Annotated in this window: 25 protein-coding genes; 15 read left to right on the forward strand and 10 right to left on the reverse strand. The window is 45.4% G+C overall.

Going from position 1 to position 23575, the window contains the following annotated elements:
- The first annotated feature begins 224 nt into the window (after positions 1-224).
- Positions 225-971 carry a DUF2993 domain-containing protein gene (locus tag NDI33_RS13990; protein ID WP_339380440.1) on the forward strand — a complete coding sequence of 249 codons (747 nt, stop codon included), beginning with the start codon at positions 225-227 and terminating at the stop codon, positions 969-971.
- A 127-nt stretch (positions 972-1098) separates the two neighbouring features.
- Positions 1099-1617 carry a DUF2231 domain-containing protein gene (locus tag NDI33_RS13995; RefSeq protein WP_190415052.1) on the forward strand — a complete coding sequence of 173 codons (519 nt, stop codon included), beginning with the start codon at positions 1099-1101 and terminating at the stop codon, positions 1615-1617.
- Positions 1618-1728: 111 nt separating this feature from the next.
- Here NDI33_RS13995 and NDI33_RS14000 read toward each other — a convergent pair whose 3' ends face one another.
- Positions 1729-2130 carry a hypothetical protein gene (locus tag NDI33_RS14000; protein WP_190415053.1) on the reverse strand — a complete coding sequence of 134 codons (402 nt, stop codon included), beginning with the start codon at positions 2128-2130 and terminating at the stop codon, positions 1729-1731.
- 453 nt (positions 2131-2583) lie between these two features.
- On the opposite strand from NDI33_RS14000, the gene NDI33_RS14005 reads away from it, so the two are divergent.
- A complete protein-coding gene (locus NDI33_RS14005; protein ID WP_190415054.1) occupies positions 2584-3009 on the forward strand; it encodes a DUF2809 domain-containing protein in 426 nt (141 codons plus the stop codon).
- A gap of 55 nt (positions 3010-3064) precedes the next feature.
- On the opposite strand, the gene NDI33_RS14010 is transcribed toward NDI33_RS14005, so the two are convergent.
- Positions 3065-3412, reverse strand: a complete 348-nt coding sequence (locus tag NDI33_RS14010; RefSeq protein WP_190678905.1) for a hypothetical protein — start codon at positions 3410-3412, stop codon at positions 3065-3067.
- A 153-nt stretch (positions 3413-3565) separates the two neighbouring features.
- Positions 3566-3847, reverse strand: a complete 282-nt coding sequence (locus NDI33_RS14015; protein ID WP_190524384.1) for a hypothetical protein — start codon at positions 3845-3847, stop codon at positions 3566-3568.
- 467 nt (positions 3848-4314) lie between these two features.
- Here NDI33_RS14015 and NDI33_RS14020 point away from each other — a divergent pair, with 467 nt between their 5' ends.
- From NDI33_RS14020 to NDI33_RS14045, 6 genes are all read left to right on the forward strand, one after another.
- On the forward strand, positions 4315-4494 hold the full coding sequence (locus tag NDI33_RS14020; protein WP_339380796.1) for a DUF167 domain-containing protein: 180 nt from the start codon (positions 4315-4317) through the stop codon (positions 4492-4494).
- 323 nt (positions 4495-4817) lie between these two features.
- The gene (locus NDI33_RS14025; protein ID WP_190415056.1) at positions 4818-5207 is read left to right on the forward strand and encodes a response regulator; all 390 of its coding nucleotides are present in this window, start codon (positions 4818-4820) and stop codon (positions 5205-5207) included.
- Between the two features lie 19 nt (positions 5208-5226).
- Positions 5227-6681, forward strand: a complete 1455-nt coding sequence (locus NDI33_RS14030; protein ID WP_199302614.1) for a HAMP domain-containing sensor histidine kinase — start codon at positions 5227-5229, stop codon at positions 6679-6681.
- A gap of 528 nt (positions 6682-7209) precedes the next feature.
- Entirely contained in the window at positions 7210-8721 is a 1512-nt protein-coding gene (locus tag NDI33_RS14035; RefSeq protein WP_190678907.1) for an ABC transporter substrate-binding protein, read from the forward strand.
- Between the two features lie 56 nt (positions 8722-8777).
- Positions 8778-9665, forward strand: coding sequence for an ABC transporter permease (locus NDI33_RS14040; RefSeq protein ID WP_190678908.1), 888 nt, complete (start codon positions 8778-8780; stop codon positions 9663-9665).
- A gap of 50 nt (positions 9666-9715) precedes the next feature.
- Positions 9716-10540: an ATP-binding cassette domain-containing protein gene (locus NDI33_RS14045; protein WP_190678910.1), complete on the forward strand. Its 825-nt coding sequence runs from the start codon at positions 9716-9718 to the stop codon at positions 10538-10540.
- 87 nt (positions 10541-10627) lie between these two features.
- Here NDI33_RS14045 and NDI33_RS14050 read toward each other — a convergent pair whose 3' ends face one another.
- Entirely contained in the window at positions 10628-12634 is a 2007-nt protein-coding gene (locus NDI33_RS14050) for a LysR substrate-binding domain-containing protein (RefSeq protein WP_190678913.1), read from the reverse strand.
- A gap of 227 nt (positions 12635-12861) precedes the next feature.
- Between NDI33_RS14050 and NDI33_RS14055 the strand changes: the two genes are divergently transcribed.
- From NDI33_RS14055 to NDI33_RS14075, 5 genes are read left to right on the forward strand one after another with little or no spacing between them, the layout of a single operon-like run.
- Positions 12862-14565, forward strand: coding sequence for a fumarate reductase/succinate dehydrogenase flavoprotein subunit (locus tag NDI33_RS14055; RefSeq protein WP_199302615.1), 1704 nt, complete (start codon positions 12862-12864; stop codon positions 14563-14565).
- Positions 14566-14598: 33 nt separating this feature from the next.
- Positions 14599-14826 (forward strand): ferredoxin family protein, encoded by a 228-nt coding sequence (locus NDI33_RS14060; protein WP_009630490.1) that lies wholly within the window; start codon positions 14599-14601, stop codon positions 14824-14826.
- 10 nt (positions 14827-14836) lie between these two features.
- On the forward strand, positions 14837-15805 hold the full coding sequence (locus NDI33_RS14065; RefSeq protein WP_190678997.1) for a HEAT repeat domain-containing protein: 969 nt from the start codon (positions 14837-14839) through the stop codon (positions 15803-15805).
- Positions 15798-16883 (forward strand): P-loop NTPase, encoded by a 1086-nt coding sequence (locus NDI33_RS14070; RefSeq protein WP_190678915.1) that lies wholly within the window; start codon positions 15798-15800, stop codon positions 16881-16883. Before NDI33_RS14065 ends, NDI33_RS14070 begins: the two co-directional genes overlap by 8 nt.
- 35 nt (positions 16884-16918) lie before the next feature.
- On the forward strand, positions 16919-17065 hold the full coding sequence (locus tag NDI33_RS14075) for a hypothetical protein (RefSeq protein WP_190678917.1): 147 nt from the start codon (positions 16919-16921) through the stop codon (positions 17063-17065).
- 352 nt (positions 17066-17417) lie between these two features.
- On the opposite strand, the gene NDI33_RS14080 is transcribed toward NDI33_RS14075, so the two are convergent.
- The 4 genes from NDI33_RS14080 to NDI33_RS14095 form a co-directional block, all read right to left on the reverse strand.
- Positions 17418-17867, reverse strand: a complete 450-nt coding sequence (locus NDI33_RS14080; RefSeq protein WP_190415064.1) for a hypothetical protein — start codon at positions 17865-17867, stop codon at positions 17418-17420.
- A gap of 347 nt (positions 17868-18214) precedes the next feature.
- Complete coding sequence (locus NDI33_RS14085; protein WP_190678919.1) at positions 18215-19012, reverse strand: hypothetical protein; 798 nt, start codon at positions 19010-19012, stop codon at positions 18215-18217.
- 373 nt (positions 19013-19385) lie between these two features.
- Positions 19386-19913, reverse strand: coding sequence for a hypothetical protein (locus NDI33_RS14090; RefSeq protein ID WP_190678921.1), 528 nt, complete (start codon positions 19911-19913; stop codon positions 19386-19388).
- Between the two features lie 294 nt (positions 19914-20207).
- Positions 20208-21161 carry a metallophosphoesterase gene (locus tag NDI33_RS14095; RefSeq protein ID WP_190678923.1) on the reverse strand — a complete coding sequence of 318 codons (954 nt, stop codon included), beginning with the start codon at positions 21159-21161 and terminating at the stop codon, positions 20208-20210.
- Positions 21162-21305: 144 nt separating this feature from the next.
- Between NDI33_RS14095 and NDI33_RS14100 the strand changes: the two genes are divergently transcribed.
- Complete coding sequence (locus NDI33_RS14100) at positions 21306-22346, forward strand: hypothetical protein (RefSeq protein WP_190678925.1); 1041 nt, start codon at positions 21306-21308, stop codon at positions 22344-22346.
- An 89-nt stretch (positions 22347-22435) separates the two neighbouring features.
- On the opposite strand, the gene NDI33_RS14105 is transcribed toward NDI33_RS14100, so the two are convergent.
- Complete coding sequence (locus NDI33_RS14105; protein WP_190415069.1) at positions 22436-22591, reverse strand: hypothetical protein; 156 nt, start codon at positions 22589-22591, stop codon at positions 22436-22438.
- A gap of 213 nt (positions 22592-22804) precedes the next feature.
- Positions 22805-23503, reverse strand: a complete 699-nt coding sequence (locus tag NDI33_RS14110; RefSeq protein WP_190678927.1) for an N-acetylmannosamine-6-phosphate 2-epimerase — start codon at positions 23501-23503, stop codon at positions 22805-22807.
- Positions 23504-23575 lie beyond the last annotated feature (72 nt).

Here is a 23575-nt window from a genome sequence, read left to right on the forward strand (position 1 = left end):
TTGAAAAGTTAAAATAGCCTGAACTTTGATGACGGAGATTTGACAAGCTAGTTATTATAAAAACAGTTTTGTGCCACTATCTTAAGAATGAAATATTGAGTTTAAATTTGTGTATAGCCGATCACTTTGTCACCATTCCACCATCAGGCAGATACACTTCTTAATACGGGTCGCTAGATTGACTCAATAACAGACTCAATTAAGACAAGGGCAGGAGACAGGGCGTGACGACGAATAAGGATGCTTCTCTGGGGCAGCAGGCACTTAACAAAGCAGCGGAAATAGGATTATCTAGCCAACTCGATGAAGTAGAAGAATTAGCGGTAGATATCCAGAGCGATCCACTGAAAATGGTTCAGGGACAGGTGGATTCAGTCACCGTTGAAGGTGAAGGTTTGGTGATGAACAAAGACCTCCGGATGGAGGAAATGAAAATGGAAATGCGTGGCATCTCCATCAATCCCCTCAGCGCTGCTTTTGGCAAAATTGAATTAACCAAACCTACTGATGCAACGACCCATGTTGTGTTGACGGAAGCAGACATCAACCGGGCATTCAACTCGGAATTTGTCGGTAGTAAGCTGCAAAGTATGCAGGTATCAGTCAATGGACAACCGATGACTATTGACACTAAAAAGGTAGATTTTCGCCTACCTGGTGAGAACAAAATTGCATTGAGTGCCGACGTGCTGCTACGCGAATCTGGAGAAACCACGCAAATTGCCTTTACAGCAGTGCCCCGAGTTGGTGCAAATGGGCAGAAGGTCAATCTGGAAGACGTTGAGTATACCGAAGGCAAGGAACTCTCCCCGGAACTGACGGCGGCGCTATTAGAAAAATCGAGCGAACTATTGAACCTGAGCAACTTCGATTTGCAAGGAATGTCGCTTCGCATCAAACAATTAAATCTAGAATCGGGAAAAATGACGCTTTTGGCGGAAGCGCGCGTGGAGCAAATTCCTTCAGGCTAGTGATGAACTGTTTGCGGTTCGCTGTTTGCCGTTAATCGAGGGGGTTAAGATCGGCAACCCAAAGCTAATAGCCAACAGCGATCGCTTGCTTTCACTCGTCTAACTCCTAGAATCCATAGAGAAGAACATGACACAAACTCCCAATATCCCGCCGCTGATTGAAAGTGATGAGACCGATTATCAAGATAGCGGGGTGACGAGCACAGTCGCGATCGCAGGACATCCCCTGCATCCACTGATCGTCACCTTTCCCATTGCTTTTTTGACCACGCCAGCAGCAGCGGATCTCGCCTACTGGTGGACAAAAGATCTCTTCTGGGCACAAGCCTCCTTTTGGCTAATCGGCATTGGCTTGGCAAGCGGGGTGCTTGCAGCCCTAAGCGGCATGATGGACTTTCTGAGAATTGAACGAGTTCGCAAGCGCAGTGCTGGCTGGGCACACATGGTACTGAATGTCGCCGCCCTAGGGCTGACAATTGCCAACTTTGCACTCCGTTGGGGCAATACCTCAGGAGCCATATTGCCTACAGGGCTTACAATCTCAATTATTGTGGCAACCCTTCTCGGTTTGTCGGGTTGGTACGGAGCCGAGCTAGTCTATCGGCATAAAGTTGCTGTGATCGGCTACGGGGATTCAAATAGATAGAAAAAATAAGCAGGCGACATCCACGTCGCCTGCCAATTAATTTAAAAATTTCCTCTACACTTGTTTAGCATCGCTAAAAGGTAGAAGCCGCAAAAGCTAAATTTTTCTGCGTTATATCAATCCTGGCCCTTGATGACGCTTGTCACCTTCCATCGTCAGCTTCCCTTCTTCATCGTCCTGTAATTCTGAGACAGTTTCAGCGCGTTCGGCAGCCTCGGCTTCTTCTTTGGCTTTTAAGTCTCCAGGTTCGTTCACATACATTTCGGGTTCGATGGCATAGTTATTTAAAAGACCCTCTTTGTCTACCGTGTAGCCATCTGTAGTATCGATACTTCCATCATTTGTTTGATCGTTAGTAGGGGATTTTTCCTCATCATCTTTTCCGGGAGTTGTTTTAAATGCATTCCCCTCTCTTTCTCTACGTGCTGCGGTTTCAGCAGGTACAATCCCCCGATCGTAGTTATCTTCACCAACTCGTTGACTGCTGTCTACGTTATCTGTTTGATTATTCATGACTATTATTCTCCCAACAATATTCAGCTTTAGAAACTAAGAATATAATTTTTGGTATACCTTTATACTCTACCTTGAGTATTAGATCGTCTAAGTATAAAAAATTTATATAAGATTGCGTAATCAATAACGACTAGGATATAAATTAATCTCCTACTTAAGAAGGAAATATTGAACTCTTCTGTGTGCTATGAAGCTCAGTTGGATGCAGAAGCCTGCTCGTTGGCGCGGCTTTAGTCTAAATGTATAGAACCCATTTGAGATCTATTCCTGAAACTAAAAGCCTTGCAGCTAGCTGGTTTTATCCCGGTTCTTGCAAAAAATAGTCGAGTTTAAGCAAGCTCTATCATTGATCGCAAAGTAACGGCTTACTTCAAAGCCTTGCACCCCAGCAAAAGATGTCAAATGGGTTCTATAGAATACAGAACTGAGAACTGCTTGGAAGTGTAGCCAATGCTTCGAGACGCCAAATATATCAAGCGGATTATCCTCTCGCTGCTGATTATTGTGCCCCTGGGATTGCTCTCCAAGAGATACACTGGGTTCGGTCGCGGCTGGGTCAACGATTTCTCAGGTGATATCTTATACGAAATATTTTGGTGTTTGTTCGGGTTTTTCCTGTTTCCGAGTCGCAAAGCAATCAACCAAATTCCAATTTGGGTATTCGGTATCACCTGTACGATCGAATTTCTGCAACTGTGGCACCAGCCTGTTTTAGACTCGATTCGCTCGACTTTTCTGGGCAAACTGTTGCTTGGAACCACCTTTTCTTGGTGGGATTTCCCCCATTATCTGCTCGGTTGCATCATCGGGTGGCTATGGTTACAGCAAATTGTTAGAGGTTACAAAGATAAAACCCCGATTCGCTCGGATAAATAGATAGGATGATTAGATGAGGGAGAATTTTCAGTAGTTTTTAGCCTGTGTTTGATGGCTAATCAGATGTAACTGAATTAACCCGAACCGGATGCCCTAACCTTGATTTAACTTTTGATCTTTCTCGCCAGCTTTTCAGCATCAAGCTGTTTTCTTTCAGCATCAAGCTTAGGGTGATTAGCTGTTCGGATAGTAATATCAGCTCTTGGCTCGTGGCGATTAGCTCCTGACTTACGCAGATAAGCTCAGACGATCTGCTGAGCAGATAGTCTGTTCTGGTTGTTATATTTTGCTGGGTTATCTCAGAATCTTGCTGTTTAGATTCTGCCAAATCTAAAGGATATGGGGGAACTTCAAAACAAGTTGATTTTTGCCACTTCCTGTTGCTCAGTTTGTGTTTTGTCATGCTCTGAATCCAGTTAACGGAGATGTTAGCAGGTATTGTAAAAGACAAAATTTGAACTTACTAGTAGATTTTAAAGGTGAAAGCGATCGCGTAGCACCTGCGTAGCAGGTGCTACGCGATCGCTCGAATTTTTGGACGGGTTGTAGTATCTACTTATCTATATATTAGTTGCTTGGATTGTACGAGCAGCTTTTTCCTTGTGGCGATTAGCGCTTCACTTGTAGCGATTAGCGCTTCACTTGTAGCGATTAGATCCTGACTTTCGCCGATCAGCCTAGATGATTTGCTGAGCAGATAATCTGTTTTAGTTATTATATTTGGCTGATATATTTCAGAATCTTGCTGTCCAGATTCAGCTAAATATAAATCATCTTGATGAATTTTACAGCAAGATAGTTTTTGCCACTTCCTATTGCTAACGTTATATTTTGTCATGTTAGGAATCCAGTTGATGAAGATGCTGGTGTGGTGTTGTAAAAGAGTGAAGTTGGTTCAGTGGATGCCAAAAATCGATCGCTCGTGTGGCAACCGCTACGCGGTTGCCACACGAGCATTTAAAATTTAGAATATCGTCGTACTATCTACTCATCTAGCAATTTTAGATCAATTTTTCTGGATGAATTTTTTTCGTCAAAACTTATTGACAATGGATTAAATTCGTAGATTTAGCTTTGCCCTTTCAAATAAAAGATATTAGAGACTAATCCAACTAAACTTCTATCTCCAGGCAGAAGTTAACACGAACGATATTTGTATATTACACTACACGAAAACCTGTGTTGAGCGATCGCTATGGTTATGAAATTTATCGTTAACTCGCATGATAGCTACAACCAGATTACCATCACCCCAGCCAGATGAAGAAGCAAGTAAAGGTTAAACCCAATTCAAAAAACTAAAGCATTGAGGAGGCTGAGGACGGTAGCCTCACGGTTCATTTAAAATCGCCACCTGTAGATGGTAAGGCAAATGAAGAGTTAATTCAAATACTCTCTAAAAAATTTAACATATCAAAATCAAGAATTTTTATCAAATCGGGTTTATCGTCAAGAAATAAGCTAGTCGAAATAGACGACGGTTGAACCTAACTAGAAAATCTAGCAATCTTATTGAAGTTGTGAGCCAGCCCTTCAGATACCTGACTGCTCTAAAAAAAGTCGGGTACCTGACCTTCCCGAACCATTCAGTAAGATTCTATAGCAGTTGCTCGGTAAAGGTGTTGTTCTGACTGCACGCGATCGCTATTTTCATTTTCCGTTTAAACTCATCCCCGTTAGCTTTAAATGGACAAAAGATTAATTTTAGAAACTATCTATTGGTAGATTTCAAAAGCTCAAAGTCAAAATCTAAAATTCAAAAGGGAATAACTCAACCTGGTACACTTGAACGAAGAGGTCAACTCAGCATGCCACACGTCTTACTGATCGATGATGAAGAGGCATTACGTGCCAGTCTCAGCTACGCCTTAATTAAAGAAGGCTATCAGGTGACAACCGCAGGGGATGGGCAGACTGCACTCAAGTTGTTCCACAAGCAAGTGCCGGACGTGATTATTTTGGACTTGATGCTACCGGGCATTGATGGGATGGAACTCTGCTGGCGCATCCGAGCATTTTCTAATATCCCGATTTTGATGCTGACAGCTAAAGACCAAGATATTGACAAAGTTTGGGGATTAGAAGCGGGTGCAGATGACTATATCACCAAACCCTTCAACACTCGCGAACTTCTCGCACGCATAAAAGCTGTTCTCCGGGGTCGCGCTGTGGGTCAACAGTCTCTACAGGGAGATTAAAAAAATTGAAGTTGCACCTTTGAAAAATTCAAGGAGCTGGTTAGCAATTCATATCAGATGGAATTCAATTTACCGGAAACTGTTAGTTACCTATTTAGCACTCACCGCATTAGGAACTTCTATTCTGGCAAGCTATATTCTGTTCTCTTTCCATGCCTATTTCATGAGGACGAGACAGGCTGATTTAGATTCCTGGACAACAGCCCTCAGCGAGAGCGTCGCTGACGCTTTAGAGGAAAATAATCTTGAGCGGGTAAGAGTGCTAGTGCAACGCTACGGTTCACCGGAAGCAGTCACCCTGCGCGTCTTTGCACCTGATGGTCGCCTGCTATTCACCTCCGCCCCCCAGCTAGATCGGCAAGTCCCTAACTGGTTAGCTGTTGTTGGCGTGAGAGAAGCGCTACAAAATCAGCCGACGCAAGGGGTAGCAAAAGGGATTCTATCCAACGATGACCGAGTGTATGCAGTGCGACCGATATTTCGGAAGGGTCGTCTGCTCGGTGCGCTGCGGATGTCGATCACTTTAGAACAGTTTCAGCGTCAGTTTCGCCGCGTCATTTTCACCGTTCTTGGAACGCTCTTCTTGACGCTCTTGCTTTGTGCGCTGATTAGCGAAAGCCTTGCCCGTAATATTGCCAGACCGATTCAGGCGATGTGCCACTTTGCAATTGAGGTGGGTGGGGGTCATTTAGGTGAGAAGCTGAACATTCATCAAGATGATGAAGTGGGTCAATTAGCCAGTGAATTGAATCGCATGAGCGAACGGCTGGCTTCCTTAGATAAAGAGCGGCGGGCATTCCTCGCAAATGTGTCCCACGAACTGCGGACTCCTGTTAGCAACGTCTATGTCACCCTAGAAGCACTCGCCAATGGAGCGGCTGAGGAGCCGGAGTTACGCGATCGCTTCATCCAGACTGCACAGGATGAAACCCTGCGCCTGTCCAGGCTAATTAAGGATCTGCTGGATTTAGGACGACTCGAAGCTGGCGTAACGCCACTAGAACAGCAACCGCTAAAGCTGCGAGACTTAATCGAACGGGCGGTGCGAGCAATGGAGTCCCGCATGATAGCCAAGGAAGTTGGCATCAGCGTGGAGGTTGCGGATGTTCAAATCCAAGGCGATCCAGAACGACTATTGCAAGCTTTTCTAAATATATTGGACAACGCGATTAAGTTCTCAGTACCAGAGTCTAAAGTGTCTGTCTCAAGCAATACAGAGGGTGCCCAGGTTTCAGTAAAAATTCGCGATCGGGGAACCGGAATCACAGAGAGCGATTTGCCCCGCATTTTTGAACAATTTTATACAGCAGATCCCTCGCGCAAAGGCAGCGGAACGGGTTTGGGGTTAGCGATCGCGCGACGGATTGTGGAAGCACACGGCGGCACGATTACGGCTACTAGCACTCCAGGTCAAGGCGCAACTTTCAGTATTCGCCTTCCCCTCGACACCGCCGCAGAGAAACGAAAGAGTTAAGATCCTGTCCGGCTTATCCCTTTATTTATAGTCGGCTTATCGTCGGTTGGAAATTGGGGCGTTGTTCTGTTGGACAAGGGCAACCTGATGCAGGAGGACACCTCATTCTGCTCCCCCTACAAATTGCACTGTCGTGGCGAGGGAGTCTCCTAGACTGGGACTTCCTCCGGAAACTCGATCCGCTTGACCAGCCGTATTGATTCAATGACGTTGAGCGTTATAGCCGATCGCGGGAATTGATAAAAAGCAGGTTGAATAGGCGTCGCGAGGCATAGCCAGCATCTTAAAAGGTGCTTCCCTCCAGCGCGAGTTTCCAAATCTGGCAGCTTCAATTCAAAAAATCTATCTATAAATACGAAAAGTCTATCGATAAACCGGGGATTACATCTTGTCTTCGGTGTTTGACTATGGCATTCTGTTAAAACAGTCGTATTCCGACCGATAAACCGGAGATTAAACTAGCTACTGCTCCAACATGATTTGCGTGAAACAAGTGGGGCAGTAGATTCAATGCGGGAATGGAGTCGTATGCATATCAAACTATTGTCTTTAAAGAGTGTTCTTTTTTCTCTGCTAGTTGTTTCCTTAACCTTTACCAGCGCTTGTAGTAACACTTCTGCAAATACTTCAGCAAATACTTCAGGTAGTTCCTCTGGCAAAAAGGTGATTCGGATTGCGATCGGTACCCAAGACCAAACCATTAACACCGTGACAGGTGGTGCAGTCATCCGAGAAGAAAAGCTACTGGAAAAGTATCTGCCAAAAACAGGAAAATACCAAAATGTTGAGTACAAAATTGAGTGGTCTAGCTCTACATCAGCTCCACCAATTACCAACAAAATGTTGGCGAATCAAATTGATATCGGCAACATGGCGGACTTTCCGGCAACAATTAACCTGACGACATTTCAGAAGAAAGGCAATGGCGTCAAGACTGTTTTGATCTCATCTCTTGCCTACAGCCCGATTGGAGCCGGAAATGCGGTTGTTGTCCCCACCGATACACCTTACAAAAAACTAGCAGACTTGAAGGGGAAAACCATTTCAGTTCCCTTCGGAACCTCGGCGCATGGGATGCTGCTGCGGGCGCTGAAGAATGAAGGCATTGATGCACAGAAAGACGTGACGTTAGTGAGTCAATCACCAGAAGTAGGTGGTAGCAGCCTGAGGAGCCGTCAGATCGATGCTCATGCAGATTTTGTGCCCTATGGTGAGTTGTTTCCCTTTAGAGGCTTTGCTCGCAAGATTTACGATGGTGCACAAACGGCAACTCCTACCTTTCATGGAGTTGTGGTGCGCTCGGACTTTGCGAAAGAAAATCCCGAAATTGTGGTGGCTTATCTAAGGGCAATGTTGGAGGCGAATCAGCGTTTCCGGGAACAACCAGAAGCCCTTAGTGCGAAGTTAGAGAAATGGACAGGGGTTGAGAAAGAAATCTTTTATATGTTCCTCGGTCCATCGGGTATTCAAAAGCTCGATCCGAGAATTCAACCATACCAAATTACTGCGCTCAAAAATAGCGTAACGACGTTGAAGCAGATTGGAAAATTAGATGCCAGCGTGAACCCAGATGATGTTGTAAGTTGGACGGACGATAGTTACCTGAAACAAGCGCTCAAAGAGAGCAACATTAGCGAACAGGATGTGGCTAAGTCGGCGGATAATTTGATTCGTGGCAATGATGCACTCACTCAAGAATCGATTCAAGATCCAAAACTAGCAGCTCAGATTTGGGTAGAAGGAGAAGATAAAGTTCTCAGTTTTACCTCAATCAAGAATATGCTGACAAAGCTGCAACAGCTCAAGTCTGAGGGCAAGACAGCGGCTGTAGCCTTCGTACACGATCGCGACAAAGGTTGGAAGTTATTCGCTCAAAATTCGTTCTATGTTCGGAATGGCGACCAGGTATCTGCGTTCTTACTAGAAAAAGATGCACAAGCATTTGCTGGTAAAGCTGGAGCAAAGGTTGCAAGCTTCCAGGAGTTGCAACAGCTTTATGCTAAAAATACGCAGTCAAAGGATTTAGCGGTTGCGCGATGAATGAAGGGGAGCGATCGCAACGATAGAACTATATTGATTCAAATGAGAGGTTTGTAATGGCTGTATCTCCAAAATCGGCACGAAAGACAAAAGGAGAGAAGTACAGTGTACTGAGTAGCAAATTTTTGAAGCAGCGCTCCTTGTCAAAATTAGCGCTTATAATTCTGGCACTGCTCAAAAGCCGCAATTTAAAGCGAGCAATTTCCATTGTTTTATTCTTTGGAATCTGGCAGCTTTTGTGCGTCACTCAGTTCAATTTCTTCATCAATTTCACCTTTTTACCCTCTCCAGTTGAAGTTTGGAATGCAACGGTTGAATTCTTTTCTGGCAATGCCGCTGTGCATATTACTGCCAGTCTTCAACGAGTTTTGCTGGGATTTGGAATTGCGGCTATTCTGGGCGTTAGCTTGGGCATTTTGATTGGCTGGTTTCGGCAGATTGAAGATTTAGTTTTTATTCCATTGGAGTTGCTCAGACCAATTCCCGCCGTCGCCTGGATACCGCTGGCAATTCTCATGTTTCCCAATGCAGAGTCAGGAATGGTGTACATCACATTTTTAGGCGCATTCTTCCCAATTTTGATTAGTACAATTCGGGGAGTAGAAAGTACGGATATAGTGCTGCTGCGAGTAGGACAGTGTTTGGGAGCTAAACAGTGGCACATTTTTAAAGATATTGTGGTGCCAGGAGCGATGCCCAACATTGCCAGCGGTTTGGTTATTGGTATGGGAAATGCCTGGTTTTGTTTGGTAACAGCTGAAATTTTGGCGGGTCGGTTTGGAGTGGGTTATCTAACTTGGGAGTCTTATGTTACATCGAATTATCCACCAATCGTGATGGGAATGCTGCTGATTGGTTTGATGGGTTTGATAAGCACGCTGATTGTCGATCTCTTAACGAAGTTGCTGATGCCTTGGCGAGTAATGAAAAAGCAGGGTGTGTAGTTCCCTGAAAATGAATATTCAAGTTGCCTATTTTTGGAGGTTTAGAGGCTGTGGCAACCCTAGCAAAAAAGCAGGTTAGCGCCTTGGCGAAAGGGTCAGTTGAAGTTAAAGATTTATCCGTTGCCTTTAAGCGACGAGACCAGTACGGGCCTTTGCTGGTTCTAGAATCAACAAACTTCAAAATTAATCCTGGTGAATTTGTCTGTTTGTTGGGACCATCGGGCTGCGGCAAGTCAACGATTCTAAACTTGATTGCTGGTTTTCTGAAGCCAACAAGGGGACAGGTATTAGTGGATGAGCAACCAGTTGAAAGACCGGGAGCCGATCGAGGATTTGTCTTTCAGCAATACTCGCTCCTACCCTGGAAGACCACCTTTGAGAACGTGGAATTTGGTTTAAAAATTCAGGGTATTTCCAGAGTAGAACGGACTGAATTGGTAAATAATTACCTAGACCGAGTCGGCTTGTATAAGCATCGTCATTCTTATCCTCATCAGCTATCAGGAGGAATGCAACAACGTGCAAGCATTGTGCGGGCACTTGTAAATTCACCCTCAGTATTGTTGATGGATGAACCGTTTGCAGCCTTGGATGCTCAGACTCGGCACATGATGCAGGAGTTGCTGCTGAACATTTGGAGCGATTTGAAATCCACGGTTATTTTTGTCACCCACGATATTGAAGAAGCCATCTTTTTGAGCGATCGCATTCTGGTTATGGGCGTTCGTCCAGGGCATATCAAAGAAATAGTTGTGGTGAATCTCGCTCGACCCCGCCATATAGATACGATGCTTTCACCGGATTTTGTGAATCTCAATCGGCAAGTCTTTGAATTGATTCGCGAAGAAACTCTCAAGAGTATGGAGTTGGGTTGATTAAAGCCAACCATATTTGTACTGCTCGTACAGCCCAAGTGTGTTGCTTTCGATAGCGGCTTGCCGTGTCCTTTGTTGTCCCTTTTACTAACTGCTTAAGTTCTGAGATTGATGGAGAAATTCGGTTTGAATCCAGCGATCGAGGTTAATTGTCTCTAGTCCTTCATTTCCGGGAACTAGACGCAGTTGGGCAATGTGTTGAGTAATCCAGTCGGGACGAATCATCATCTCGCAGAAAAAACGCCCAGGTTGATTCTGGTGATAGACATTGCTGAGAATTTGGGAGACGATTTCGGCATCCAGGTTTGTCCACTGGCTGATCAGAGAAAGCGCTGAGGGCGTAATGGTATACCAATATTGGGCAGCGCTTAAGGCTTTTAGGTAAGCGATTACAACTTCTGGATACTGTTCTGCTAACTCTGCACTCACCACTACACCATGAAAAGCCGGTAACACATTCAAATTGTCACCTGGCAAATAACGAAACTTGCCTTGACGATAGGCAATATCGTGAAAGGGAGCAAAATGAGCATACCCATCTGCCTGAATTGAATAACCAAAGGGCTGTGTAATGTTGGAGTTCTCTAGGGAAGCAAGCCTAACCTCGTTAAGTAAGTTTGCAGAATTGAGCGATCGCATCACCATCCCATGTGCAGAAGAACTGAAAGGAACCGCAATCACGCCTCCTCGCAAGTCTTCAATACTTTGCAGTTTGGACTTATTGGGAACAATTACGGCATTACAGGAACCATCGGGATTCGTCGAAACAAAGCTCACTAGTCGCGTCTGTCGAGTTTCACTACTGGAATTATTTTGCTGGATAGCACTCAGTAACAAGGGATAATCCCCTAAAACGCCAATATCTAGTTGTCCGGAGTGTAACCCCTGAATGATGGGTGCTCCTGTAGAAAAATCGCACCAGTGAATGCGGTATTGGGTAGAACTGTATCGCCCTTCTTTGGGTAAGAAGTGTTCTAGCAAGCCTAAGCGCTGAATCACTAAGCCCGCCGTTACTGTTGGAATCGTGCTGTTTTGAATCCCGATCGCTAAATCAATTGTCTCAGGATGTTGCAGGGAGTTGGAACGAATGATTAGGTTAGGCGATCGCAAACGCACTGGGGTTGCATGAGGACGAACAGAGGCTGGCTGTTGCTCTTGACGGTTCTCAACCAGAGCAACGAACTTTTGCATCGGGCTGGAGTTGCGCGATCGCCGATTTTGTGATGATGAGTCTGCGATCGCAGATTGGCTTAATCGTTTGGGTAACACTAGGAAAACATTACCGGATAAGGCAAATTCTTGCAGGGGAATTGCAACGAGCATTCCCGATTCACATTCAGCTTTAAATTCAAAGTTAGACGCAAATCCTAAATAATTCCCCTGCATCATGTAGGTTCGCATCAAACTCAGAGTATCAACAGTTTCAACTTGAGCAAAATCCGAAAAGTTTATCCCTAATTCAGTTAGCCGAGATTCAAAGACTAAACGACTAGGAGAGCCAGTATTTAGCATCACCCATCGCTCTTTTTGCAGCTCTTTCAAACTCAACCAGGTTTGATTCGCTACAGGATGATTTGCCGAAACAACTAAAGAATAGTGAATGGGAGCAATTGGGGTTGCTGATATTTCCGAGAACTCTGCAAAACTAATATCTGAAATTCCTATATCAATCTGACTGCTGGTAATGGCTCGATAGAGAAATTCAGCCGAGTCAAATACTACACACTGAGTCTGAATCCCAGGATACTGCTGACGGTACTGGAAGAGAATTTCAGGTAGCCATCCATTAGCGATCGCGGCTGTGCAGCCGATTTTGAGATTGCCAAATTTGCCTTTTTTGATTTCTTCGACTTTGGCAAACAATTGATTTTCAACCTCAATCAGTCTTGGCCCTTCCTCCAATAAAAACTGTCCCACCTCGGTTAGCTGAATCTTACGACCAAGACGATAAAACAGGTCAGTTCCTAGTTCAGTTTCCAAGGATTTTATTTTGGCGCTGACCGCAGGCTGAGTCAGATTTAGAGCATCAGCGGCTTCAGTAAAACTGAGGTGCCTAGCTACCTCCAGAAATACTTTAACTTGATAAACCTCCACGTTCTCTAACCCCCCAAATTGAAATTTTTATTTTACAGCTTAATGAATGAATAAAGCTAATTTATAAGATCATAAAAAACACGAATGAATAGATGGTATTTTTGGTTACAAAAAAGCTTGTGACTTTTAATTCTCTTCTCTAATATAAAAAAAGGTAAAAAAGCAGACTTAGTGAATTTATTCGTACAAAGTTATAAAAGTTTTTGCTAACTGAAGAGGAGTCAAGAGTGGATACTCAATGGATGAAGACCGATGTTCTTGTCATCGGTGGTGGTACTGCGGGAACGATGGCAGCCATCAAAGCAAAACAGGCAAATCCTGACGGAGAAGTGCTGATTTTAGAAAAAGCGAATATCCGTCGCAGTGGAGCGATCGCAATGGGTATGGATGGGGTCAATACAGCCGTCATTCCTGGTAATTCTACCCCAGAGCAATATGTTCGCGAAATTACGATTTCCAACGATGGCATCCTCAATCAAAAAGCCGTCTACCAAACTGGGAAACTGGGCTTTGAGGTCATTCAAGAACTAGAAAGTTGGGGCGTTAAATTCCAAAAAGATGCCCAAGGAGACTATGACTTAAAGCAAGTGCATCGCGTGGGGAAATATGTCCTCCCGATGCCCGAAGGAAAAGACCTCAAACAGATTTTGACCCGACAAGTTAAGCGCCACAAAGCCAAAGTCACAAATCGGGTGATGGCAACTCGCGTTCTAGTTAAAGACGGACGCGCCATAGGTGCAGTCGGGTTTGATGTGCGAAACGGCGATTTTGTGGTGATTCAAGCAAAAGCCGTCGTGTTGTGTACGGGAGCCTGCGGACGCTTAGGTTTACCCGCCTCCGGCTATCTCTACGGCACCTACGAAAACCCCACCAATGCGGGTGACGGCTACTCAATGGCGTATCACGCAGGCGCAGAACTCACCAATATTGAGTGTTTTCAAATTAACCCTCTGATGAAGGATTACAACGGTCCGGCGTGCGCCTATGTCGCCAGTCCGTTTGGCGCTTACACCGCCAATGCTGAAGGACACCGCTTTATCAGTTGCGACTACTGGAGCGGTCAGATGATGCTAGAAATCTGGAAGGAGTTGAACTCTGGTAAAGGCCCAGTTCAACTGAAGATGACTCACTTAGATGAAGACACCATTTCAGAAATTGAGTCTATTTTATGGGCGAATGAACGACCCAGCCGAGGCAGATTCCATGAAGGAAGAGGCGAAAACTACCGCACGAATGGCGTAGAGATGAATATCTCGGAAATCGGTCTGTGTAGCGGTCACAGCGCTTCTGGGGTCTGGGTGAATGAGAAAGCGGAGACGACGGTTCCGGGGTTATATGCAGCCGGAGATATGGCAAGCGTTCCCCACAACTACATGATTGGGGCGTTTGTCTTTGGTCGGTTGGCAGGTACGAATGCGGTGGATTATATCGAAGGGTTAGAGCATCTTGAACCCGATGCTGACGTTTTAGAGGCGGAAAGACAACGGATTTATGCCCCGTTGAACAACCCGAATGGCGTGCCGCATACGCAGGTGGAGTACAAATTACGGCGGTTGGTCAATGACTACCTACAGCCTCCCAAAGTAGACCACAAGATGGAAATTGGGCTGAGGAACTTTGTGCGCTATCACGAAACCCTAGAAATAATGGGTGCAAGCGACCCCCATGAACTGATGCGCTGCATGGAGGTTCACTTTATTCGCGATTGTGCTGAGATGGCAGCACGCGCCTCGCTGTATCGTCGGGAAAGCCGTTGGGGACTCTACCATTACCGCGTGGATTATCCCGATAAGAACAATGAAGAATGGTTCTGCCACGTCAATCTCAAGAAAGACGAATCAGGCGAGATGACTTTGTTCAAGCGTCCGGTTGAGCCTTATGTGGTGGACGTTGACATTGAACGAGAAGTTTATGATGTGGCGGTGCGTTAAGTTTGTTGGTTTTTAACAATTAGAGAGAGAGTTATGGCTTTAACAACGCAACGAGTTGACGTACCTGTAATCGTTGATGAATCGAAATGCTTAGAAAAGTGTACCGCTTGCATTGAAGTGTGTCCCCTCGATGTGTTAGCGAAGAACCCAGAAACGGGCAAAGCCTATATGAAATACGACGAGTGCTGGTTTTGCTTGCCTTGTGAAAAGGAGTGTCCCACCAACGCGATTACGGTTCAAATTCCCTTTTTGTTGCGATAGAGGAATAATGATGTCTGCTGATACTGAATTGAACCAAGGGTTGGAAATGCTGCGATCGCCCGACGCTAGCGATCGCCTAGTTGCCGTCAAAATGCTGCAACATTTGGGCGATGAGGATGCTCTGGAACCCTTGATTACAGCCCTGCAAGATGAGAGCATAGCTGTGCAAAAGCTTGCAGTGACGGCACTGTGGGAGTTAGCCAACCCCAAGGCAGTTCCGGCTTTAGTAGAATGTCTGGCTTCAAGCGATGAGGAGATTCGGGAAGAAGCGCTATCCGCATTGGGCGAATTAGTTTCCCCCGATCACCTGTTGCTGCTGCTAGATGCCCTGCATCGAGATGACGCAAATATGCAACTGAATGTGTTAATTCTGTTGCGGAAGATTCACGATGCTCAGTCTTTGCCCTACGTGCTGCCGTTCTTTGAGTCGGAAAATGCTCAGTTACGGGAAGCGGCAGTGACAACGCTACGCTATCTCAATCAAGTGGAACGCTGCCAACCTGCGATCGCCTTGATGTCTGACCCCGATGAGAATGTGCGGCGTTCAGCTGCCCTGACGTTAGGACATTTAGCAGATGCAGAAGTGGTTCCCAGTCTGTGTCAAGCACTCACTACCGATACCGATTGGCAAGTGCGACGCAATGCGGCAAAATCGTTGGCACTCCACGCCGATGTTGCGGCAGTTCCGGCTTTAGAAACGGCTTTGGCAGATGAGCATTGGCAGGTGCGGAAGTTTACACTTCAGGCTTTGCAAAAAACACCAACTGACCAAACCCTACCTGCGTTAGTGAAAGCGTTGGCAGATGAATACTCGGATGTGCGTCGAGATGCAGCGATCGCACTCGGTATCCTGAAGAACCCAACTGCCCTCAATGCACTCCAGCAATCCCTGGACGATCCAGACAAAGACGTGTGTATTTACGCACAACGAGCGATTCAGACGATCCAGGAGTCTACGCCAGAGACATCCAATGCCTAGCCATCAATCTCCCTTCAGCCAAACTCATTCAATAGAGGAAATTGCCACTCCTCCCGATCCGGTGACTGAATCTCGGCAACGAGAAGTTATCCAGTATCTCAAACAGGTGATTGAACCCATCCTCAAAAACGACATTGTTAGCTTAGGGATGGTGCGGAATCTGCGAGTTGTGGATGACTATATTTATCTACGCCTGTATGTGGGGAAACATCAGCATCACCTACAAGCCGAAATTCAATCGGCACTTTCACTCCTTACTTGGTGCAAGAAAATCTATATCCAACTGTGTACCATTCCTGGTGTCAGAACGACGTTGGCAATTTCCAGTGGCAAGGGGGGTGTAGGCAAGTCCACAACATCGGTTAATTTAGCCGCCGCTTTGAGTTTACAGGGGGCGAAGGTGGGTTTACTCGATGCTGATGTCTATGGCCCCAACGTCCCCCAAATGTTGGGACTGGGACAAGCAGATGTCAAGGTGATTGATACACCCAACGGTCAAAAGTTTATACCCCTAGAAGCTCACGGTATCAAAGTCATGTCCGTAGGACTGCTGGCAGAACCCGATCATCCCCTCGCTTGGCGCGGCCCCGTCCTGCACAAAATCGTGACTCAGTTTATTCAGGAGGTGGAATGGGGAGAATTGGATTACCTGCTGATTGATTTGCCTCCTGGTACAGGCGATGCTCAAATTACGATTGTGCAAGAAAGTCCGATTTGTGGAGTAATCCTAGTCACGACTCCCCAACAAGTCGCGGTTGCGGATGTGCGCCGCAGCGTCCATATGTTTCGTCGTGTCGGCATTCCCGTGCTTGGCATTATCGAAAATATGAGCTATTTAATCTGTGGTCATTGTGGCGATCGCACTCCGATTTTTGGGAGTGGTGGAGGGCAGCAGCTATCGACAGAACTCCATGCCCCTTTACTGGGGCAGGTTCCGATTGACCCTAGTATTTGTATGGGTGGGGATACAGGAACGCCCTTGACTCTAGCTCATCCAGGTTCCACAGTCGGGCAGGTATTTGTACAAATGGCTGGGGCGATCGAGATGACTTTTGGCCCTTGTGAAGTGCTGACTTGATAATTGATTAGGGCATTGCACAATCGAAGCATACAATGTCCACATTGTCAAGCAAAGCAAACCGTCAAGAACGAACGACGCAACCCTCAACAGAGCGATTGATGATGCAGTTGCGATCGCCAATTTTGCGAAACTTCCACGAAACGCTGACGACCCCGAAAAAGTTGAAGAACACGGCTTAAAACTCTATCGTTCTTCCATCATTATTCTCAGATGAAAAAATGTAACCCTTCCCACACAAGCATTTTAGTTTTACGCAATGATTATATCTAAAGTATTAGAAAATAAATCTAGAAACCCAATCTCAGTCTGGGTTAAAAAATTGCCTTCAATTTTTGTTTTTAGAGAGTGACAAAACAGGGAGAGCGGCGAGTAAGCTTAAGCTTAACTCAGTGCCATTCGAGTTAAGCTTGTGTTTCGTTTCTTAATTTTGATTTCTCTTGCCGAAGTAGAATTGCAAACAGCCAATCAATGTACATCCATCCTTCAGGTTTAAATGAACGGAATAATGTACATTGACCTAATAACTATTCTCTAGTTACCAAGAGCATCCTTGATGCTATCAACAGCCTTTTCAACAAGACCTTTTGTGTTGTCTACTGCTTCCTTAGTCCGAGCCGCATCTTCATCTGCTCTTTTCTCAATTCGCGCTGCATCTCTGTTGGCTTTACGCTCAATGAGATTCCCATGCCCATCCGTTCCTTCCTCGACTCGGTCGGCATTCTTATTGGCAGTTGCTTTTACCTTGTCTTTGACATCGTCAATGAAATTCTTGCTTCGGTTCAAATCTTCATTGGCTTTTCCTTTAACCTGGTCGCTCGTATCTACAGATGCGATTAGGTTTGCACTAGGAGCAGCCATTGCTGCGCTGGTCGAGAAAAAGGCACCCTGCCAAACAAACGCGATCGCTGACACGCAAAACAGCGTTGTAGCCAGCCAACGTCCTACAGTTGAAAGCCCTTTCGTAAAATAATTTGGTTGCATAGAACACAATCTCATTAGGTTTAGCAATCCTATATTTACTTCATTTGGCTTATCAGCTAAACCGCTCTCTAGACAGATGTTCCTTTATCACAAATTATCCAAAAAATTCACTCTTCCGATAGATTGAACAAATAACATCCAGCCTGCATACGTTTAAACTTAATAGAGTAACAACCTAATAATTCTATTTTTATTAGACTACAATACCCATACTGGTTAACTGACAAAACTCAAGAGATCGAACGACAATAGTTTACTGTAAAGTTTTATTACAAGTGGTGTTAATTCTGTTTTTTCAAGGCAACTGCATCCGGCAGGATTAGCTTATCCGTGTGCTTGAATTTATTTCAGTTGTGAGAAGAAGTACTGCCTTCTGCGGGTGGCATCGGCTTAGATGCTAATTCAGCAGTGCTATCATTTGCGGATGTAGTCGTTTCCGTGTCTTTTTTAGCTTGCCACAAAAGTGTTTTTATCTTCTGTAAATGTTCAAATGGTAAAACGGTACCCTTAGTAATCTTTAGTTTAGTAGTCCCGCTAGGACTTTCGGAGTGCTTTCGCACTTCCTCCACCAGCTCTTTAAAAATCTCAATCGCCTCGTCAACTTTAGGATTTACTCCTTGAATTTGATTCAAATGTTTGCTGACTTCCTCGAAGTCGCTGGGGTCTAAAGTAGCGTCTCTGGTAAACTTTAGCTCAGTCAATCCTCTGGGACTTTCTGAATGCTTTCTCACTTCTTGTACTAGCTTGTCAAAATCTTTAATCGCTTCATCGATTGGTTGCTGCGGTTTAATACTTCTTGCACTGACCTCGTTTATCCCAGTTTGAAGTACCGCGACTAATAACCGATCCTGTAGAGCGCGAAAGATCAAAGTACCTGCGGAACCAGCAACTGCGGAGGTTGCTAACAGGATAAAAGCCGTTTCTGGTCGGACAATCGCGATAGCTGGAGGTGCAGCAAGGGCACCAATGAGTAACCGTGCCACTACCCCTAAATCAATCACATTCGTAGAATGAGCATAGGCAAACTTTACTGCTAAATCATCATCGGTCGGCTTATGAGGTAACTCAATATTTCCCTGGAGATTGAGCAGTTCGTAGACTAACCCACCCAGGCTTCCAGCAGCGAGGATTACCCCAAGCATCATCCAAAATTTGCAGTCAGCTAAATTAGGAGTTTCTAAAATTTCTTTTACATTTATTTCCCAGCTGTTGGGTTTAATTTGATTAGAATTTGGAATAGGGCTGGATGTAAGAGGTAGAGTTGGATTTGGTGAAACGCTTTGACTGTAGGCTGCTGTAGCCGTCAGGCTCGTAGTTAGAAAAAAACCAGAAATAAGAATGTTTATGCGCTTCATTTTTTAGTTATTTGCTTCTACTTTGATATGGTTATAGTTAAAAAACTGCTATAGCAATCGTATTTGAATTGAGATATGCCAGCAGGTCAGAATCCCTCACCTCTTGCACGGATGGTTGAAACCGCACCTACACAAACGAAACCTGCCTACGCAAGTTACAAGACTAAATCTTGTCTATTGTTTTAGAAATTACGAGAGCAGTAGTATAAGCTGATTTTTGAGTTTCTGATCCACTAATGGGAGCTGGCTGAAGGTCTACAAACTTAATATTATAGTTGCTGTCAAAGTTTTGAACTGCTAATGCTGGATTTCCGCCACCAGTGGTCAAAACAAAATCTCCTGTATTTTGACTGTCTTTCCAAATATTTACCACGATTTTTGCTCGTCCCGCCCAAAAACACTGGACATTAATAGGACAGCGTGAATCTTCTGTGACGTCAGTAAATTTCACCCAAATATTTTCATCAGGTAAAATAGCGGTTTCGTTTAAATTTATCTGAAACTCACGATTTACTTGAGTAATAATTAACTTCCCGTTTTGTTGAGCGAGTAATTGGGAAGCAGGTGAAGTAATCGGTTCGGTGGCTAGGTGAGCATCTTTTTGTGCTAAAGATAAGGATTGAATACTGAAAACAATTGCACAAGCCAAGACGAGAAGGAATAATCTAATTTTGGGATTCTGCAATTTCATGATTGTTGTTCCTTTTCATCTTTTTTAAGAAAATAAAATATTTCGTCTTATTCGGAGTCAAAAAATTAGTGGCTCGCAGTGAAATAGGTGGATGAACTAGATGCGATCGCGTATTTCCTCCTATCCATTAATCTAGCTCAATATTAAGGATAGTATGCCTTAAAGATATAAGCGATCGCATCACAATAAAGCCTCTGTTGCCCATCGAAATCTAGCTGCTCATATATGACAAGATTGGGAAAGTAGTACACAACAGGTATTTTACTTTCAAGCGCTTGTCTTTCATAGTTTGAATCAGGCTGAGTGCAGAGGAATGATGCCTTGGTCGAAAATGCGGTTATCGGTGCCGATACCGCTAATGATTATTCTGTCTGCATATACATTAAGTGCCGCAAAACTCAATTGACTAGTAGAATGCGCCGTCCATTCTGAACGTTCCACCGGGCGGAGTCCTGCCCCTGCCCCACAGATGAGGTAGGTAGTACCATTGATGGGCTGAGTGCGCTCATAATGGTGGTCGTGACCGTTGATGTAAAGTTGCACTCCGTACTTTTTAAATAGTGGCGTCAAGGTTTGTATAAAGGGTTGATTAACCCCGTATGCACCCGATGAATAAATCTGGTGATGACCAACAACTACTTTCCAAGGGGCATTACTGCGAGTGAGTTCTTTTTCTAACCATTTTAGTTGAGTTTCCCAGTCAGCATTCTCATTAGTATCTAAAGCAAAAAATTGTACGGGGTTGCGGCGGAATGTGTAGTAGCGTCGTCCCTGCATATTAAAGCCTGGATAGCGCACTTGGGGTTCTCCGTTATCGGTGCGGATGTCGTGATTGCCAAGAACCGCCTGAAATTTTACTCCGCGCCGCAATAAAGCTTGATAGGGGCGCTCAAAGACATCGACAATTTTCTCGATTTCACCGTTGTTGTAAATATTGTCACCCGCAAGAATTGCTAAATCAAAGGGCTTTAGCGCGTGGTAACGAGCCATTGACGCTGCTACAGCGTACTGGCTTGCCGAACCAGTGCCGGTGTCAGCGACGGAGACAAAGCGCAGGAGAGGGGATTGTGATGAACTAACCGTTGTCGATTTGAAGCCTAAGTTGGAGGAAGGGGAGGTTTTGGAAGTCTCTCCTGGGTTGATATCTTGACTCTGAGCGATTTGGCTGCGGAATTTTCTGACCAAAAAAGCTAAGCCGAAGCCACTGAGGCTACTTAAAATTAGAAAGTCACGGCGTTTAAGGGGCATGGATTACTTGATTAAGAGTTACGTAAGTTGGGCGCAAGTCGATTAAAGCAGAATAGCAAAGTGGTAGATTAGGGCTGTGAAGGCAGCATTCGGTAAAAATTTACCGTAATTGCACCTATTTGCACTGCCCTCAGGGGAAATTCGATGCCAGAAGATCAACCGAAACAGCCAACTTCTTCAGCTAAACCGGCACCCCAAACGCCGACGCCCACGGGGGCAAAAAGCCAATCGGGAAAAGCCCTCCAGCAAATTTGGGCTAGATTCCAACCCGTTCTGAAAGTGCAAAGCCTTAAAACTCTGCGTGGCACAATTCAGCTACTGGAAGGGGTTGTCGAAAAACTGGAGGCAGAACCTACCGAACAGTTACCCTCAAGGACTCCTTCTCCTCCGGAAAAGGTGGTATTTCAACCTACTGAGGGGGTGACAGAGCTGACGCCAGAAGTAACGCCAGAAGTGACGCCAGAAGCACCAGCATTGGCTACAGAGACGTCAGCCCTAGAAACCTCTGCGGACACGCCAGCACCAAAGACACCCCCTGCTGAGGTGGTGCCTTTGCCACCGACGCCGAGTCCTCTAGAGAGGTTCCGTCAGAGTTGGATGCGCTTTGTGATGTTGTGGAATGCGACGCTGGCGAGAATCCGCTCAATTCTGCCGGAATCAATCAGTCAAAAGCTGTCGAATACGGCTTTGTCGAGCGCGATCGCAGGCGTTCTTCTCGTAGTACTCTGGACAACAGCTGCCCTGGTACCTGGGAAGCCTCCGACTGACGTGGCGAATCTTCCGACTTCACAAATTACCACTCCACCAGAATTAAAAGCGCCTGAAGCACCGGAACCCGTGGAAACGGTGACGCCGCCTCCCCCAGTGCTGACTCCAGAGCAAAACCTGATTGCCTCTATCCAAAATCGAGTCACTGAAATTACCAGCCAATATGAAAATGGGCTGATTCAGTCGATTGAAGCTAACTTTCCAGGCAGCTTGCTAATCGTGAAGGTAGGAGATGCTTGGTACAATCTCTCTGTCTCTAAGCAAGACAAATTAGCTGCTGAAATGCTGCAACGTGCTAGAGAACTCGACTTCAGCAAGCTACAAATCGCCGATTCTCAAGGCGACGTACTAGCGCGTAGTCCAGTCGTGGGAAACACGATGGTGATTGTGAAGCGGCGTCAACTGGCAGCGGCTTAGTTGTTGCGCGGGTGCCGCCAAATCTACCTAAAATACTTTTTCTGGTTATACCTTCGAGGCATCGAGGGTATTTTTGTTTTTGCACTTAACTACCGATTTCCCGCACGCACCGATTGGGGCGGATTGTTAAAGTTCAAACTTTGGGTTGGCAGCATCCAGGTAATCAGCAATCCCTGAAATGCACCTACTGCAACCAACGCCCATAAAAAGCCGGTTTTCCTGATAACTCGTGGTAAAGCGTGCATAAAAATTACCTTAGGTAGCGCCCTGGCACATTCACAATTTTTTAGACCACCAAAATAACTAAAGCAGTCTTTGTATGCCTCTACCTAAAGAAGTATATCCCAATAATTACCTACGTGCTGAGACTAAATCTAGAAAGAAACTGCTATTTCACGAGAAATACTGATAATTAAGTAGCCAAAGTTTTAATTATTACAATCATTTTTAGCTAAAAATTATGATTTTTGTGAACTTGGGAAAGCAGCACAGTACATCTTTACGTTGTAATCTATACCTGTAATTGCGGTACCGACGACAACAGCATAAGCTCCTAATTCCAAGGCGTGTTTAGCTTGCTGCGGTGAGGCAATGCCACCTTCACAAATTGCTGGAACGCTTAGCTGTTCGACTATTTGGGAGAGAAGATCGAAGCCGGGAGGAGCAAAATTTTTCGTTTGGGCAGTATAGCCATAGAGCGTGGTACCGACAATGTCTGCACCAGCCGCCGCCGCCGCGATCGCGCTCTCTATCGTATCCACATCAGCCATCACCGGCTTGCCTAATTCATCGTGAATCCGGGTAATGAGTGTTTCTATTGTTTCCGCGCCTGGGCGATCGCGTAAAGTAGCGTCAATGGCAATAATGTCCGCACCGGCTTGAGCGATCGCTTCCGCGTGTTCAAACTGCGGCGTAATATAGACTTCGTACCCCGGTATCTGTTGTTTCCACAGCCCGATAATCGGTGATTTTACTCGTTCCCGGACTGCCTTCACATGAGCGGGTGTATCAATTCTGACACCGACGGCTCCGTTGAGAATCGCCGCTTGCGCGATCGCCGCGATCGCCGATGGCTCATGTAGAGGCGAGTCAACCGGAGCCTGACAAGATACAATCAGACCTTGACTCAGCGCGTTTAATCCTTGTGATTGGTTCATGGTTTATCGTCAAATGCCATGAACATTGAACACCGAACCATGAGCTTTGAGCAATCTACTTTCAGCTGAGTA

It is taken from the genome of Trichocoleus sp. DQ-A1, from assembly GCF_039961955.1.
Taxonomy (GTDB): Bacteria; Cyanobacteriota; Cyanobacteriia; order Cyanobacteriales; family FACHB-T130; genus FACHB-T130.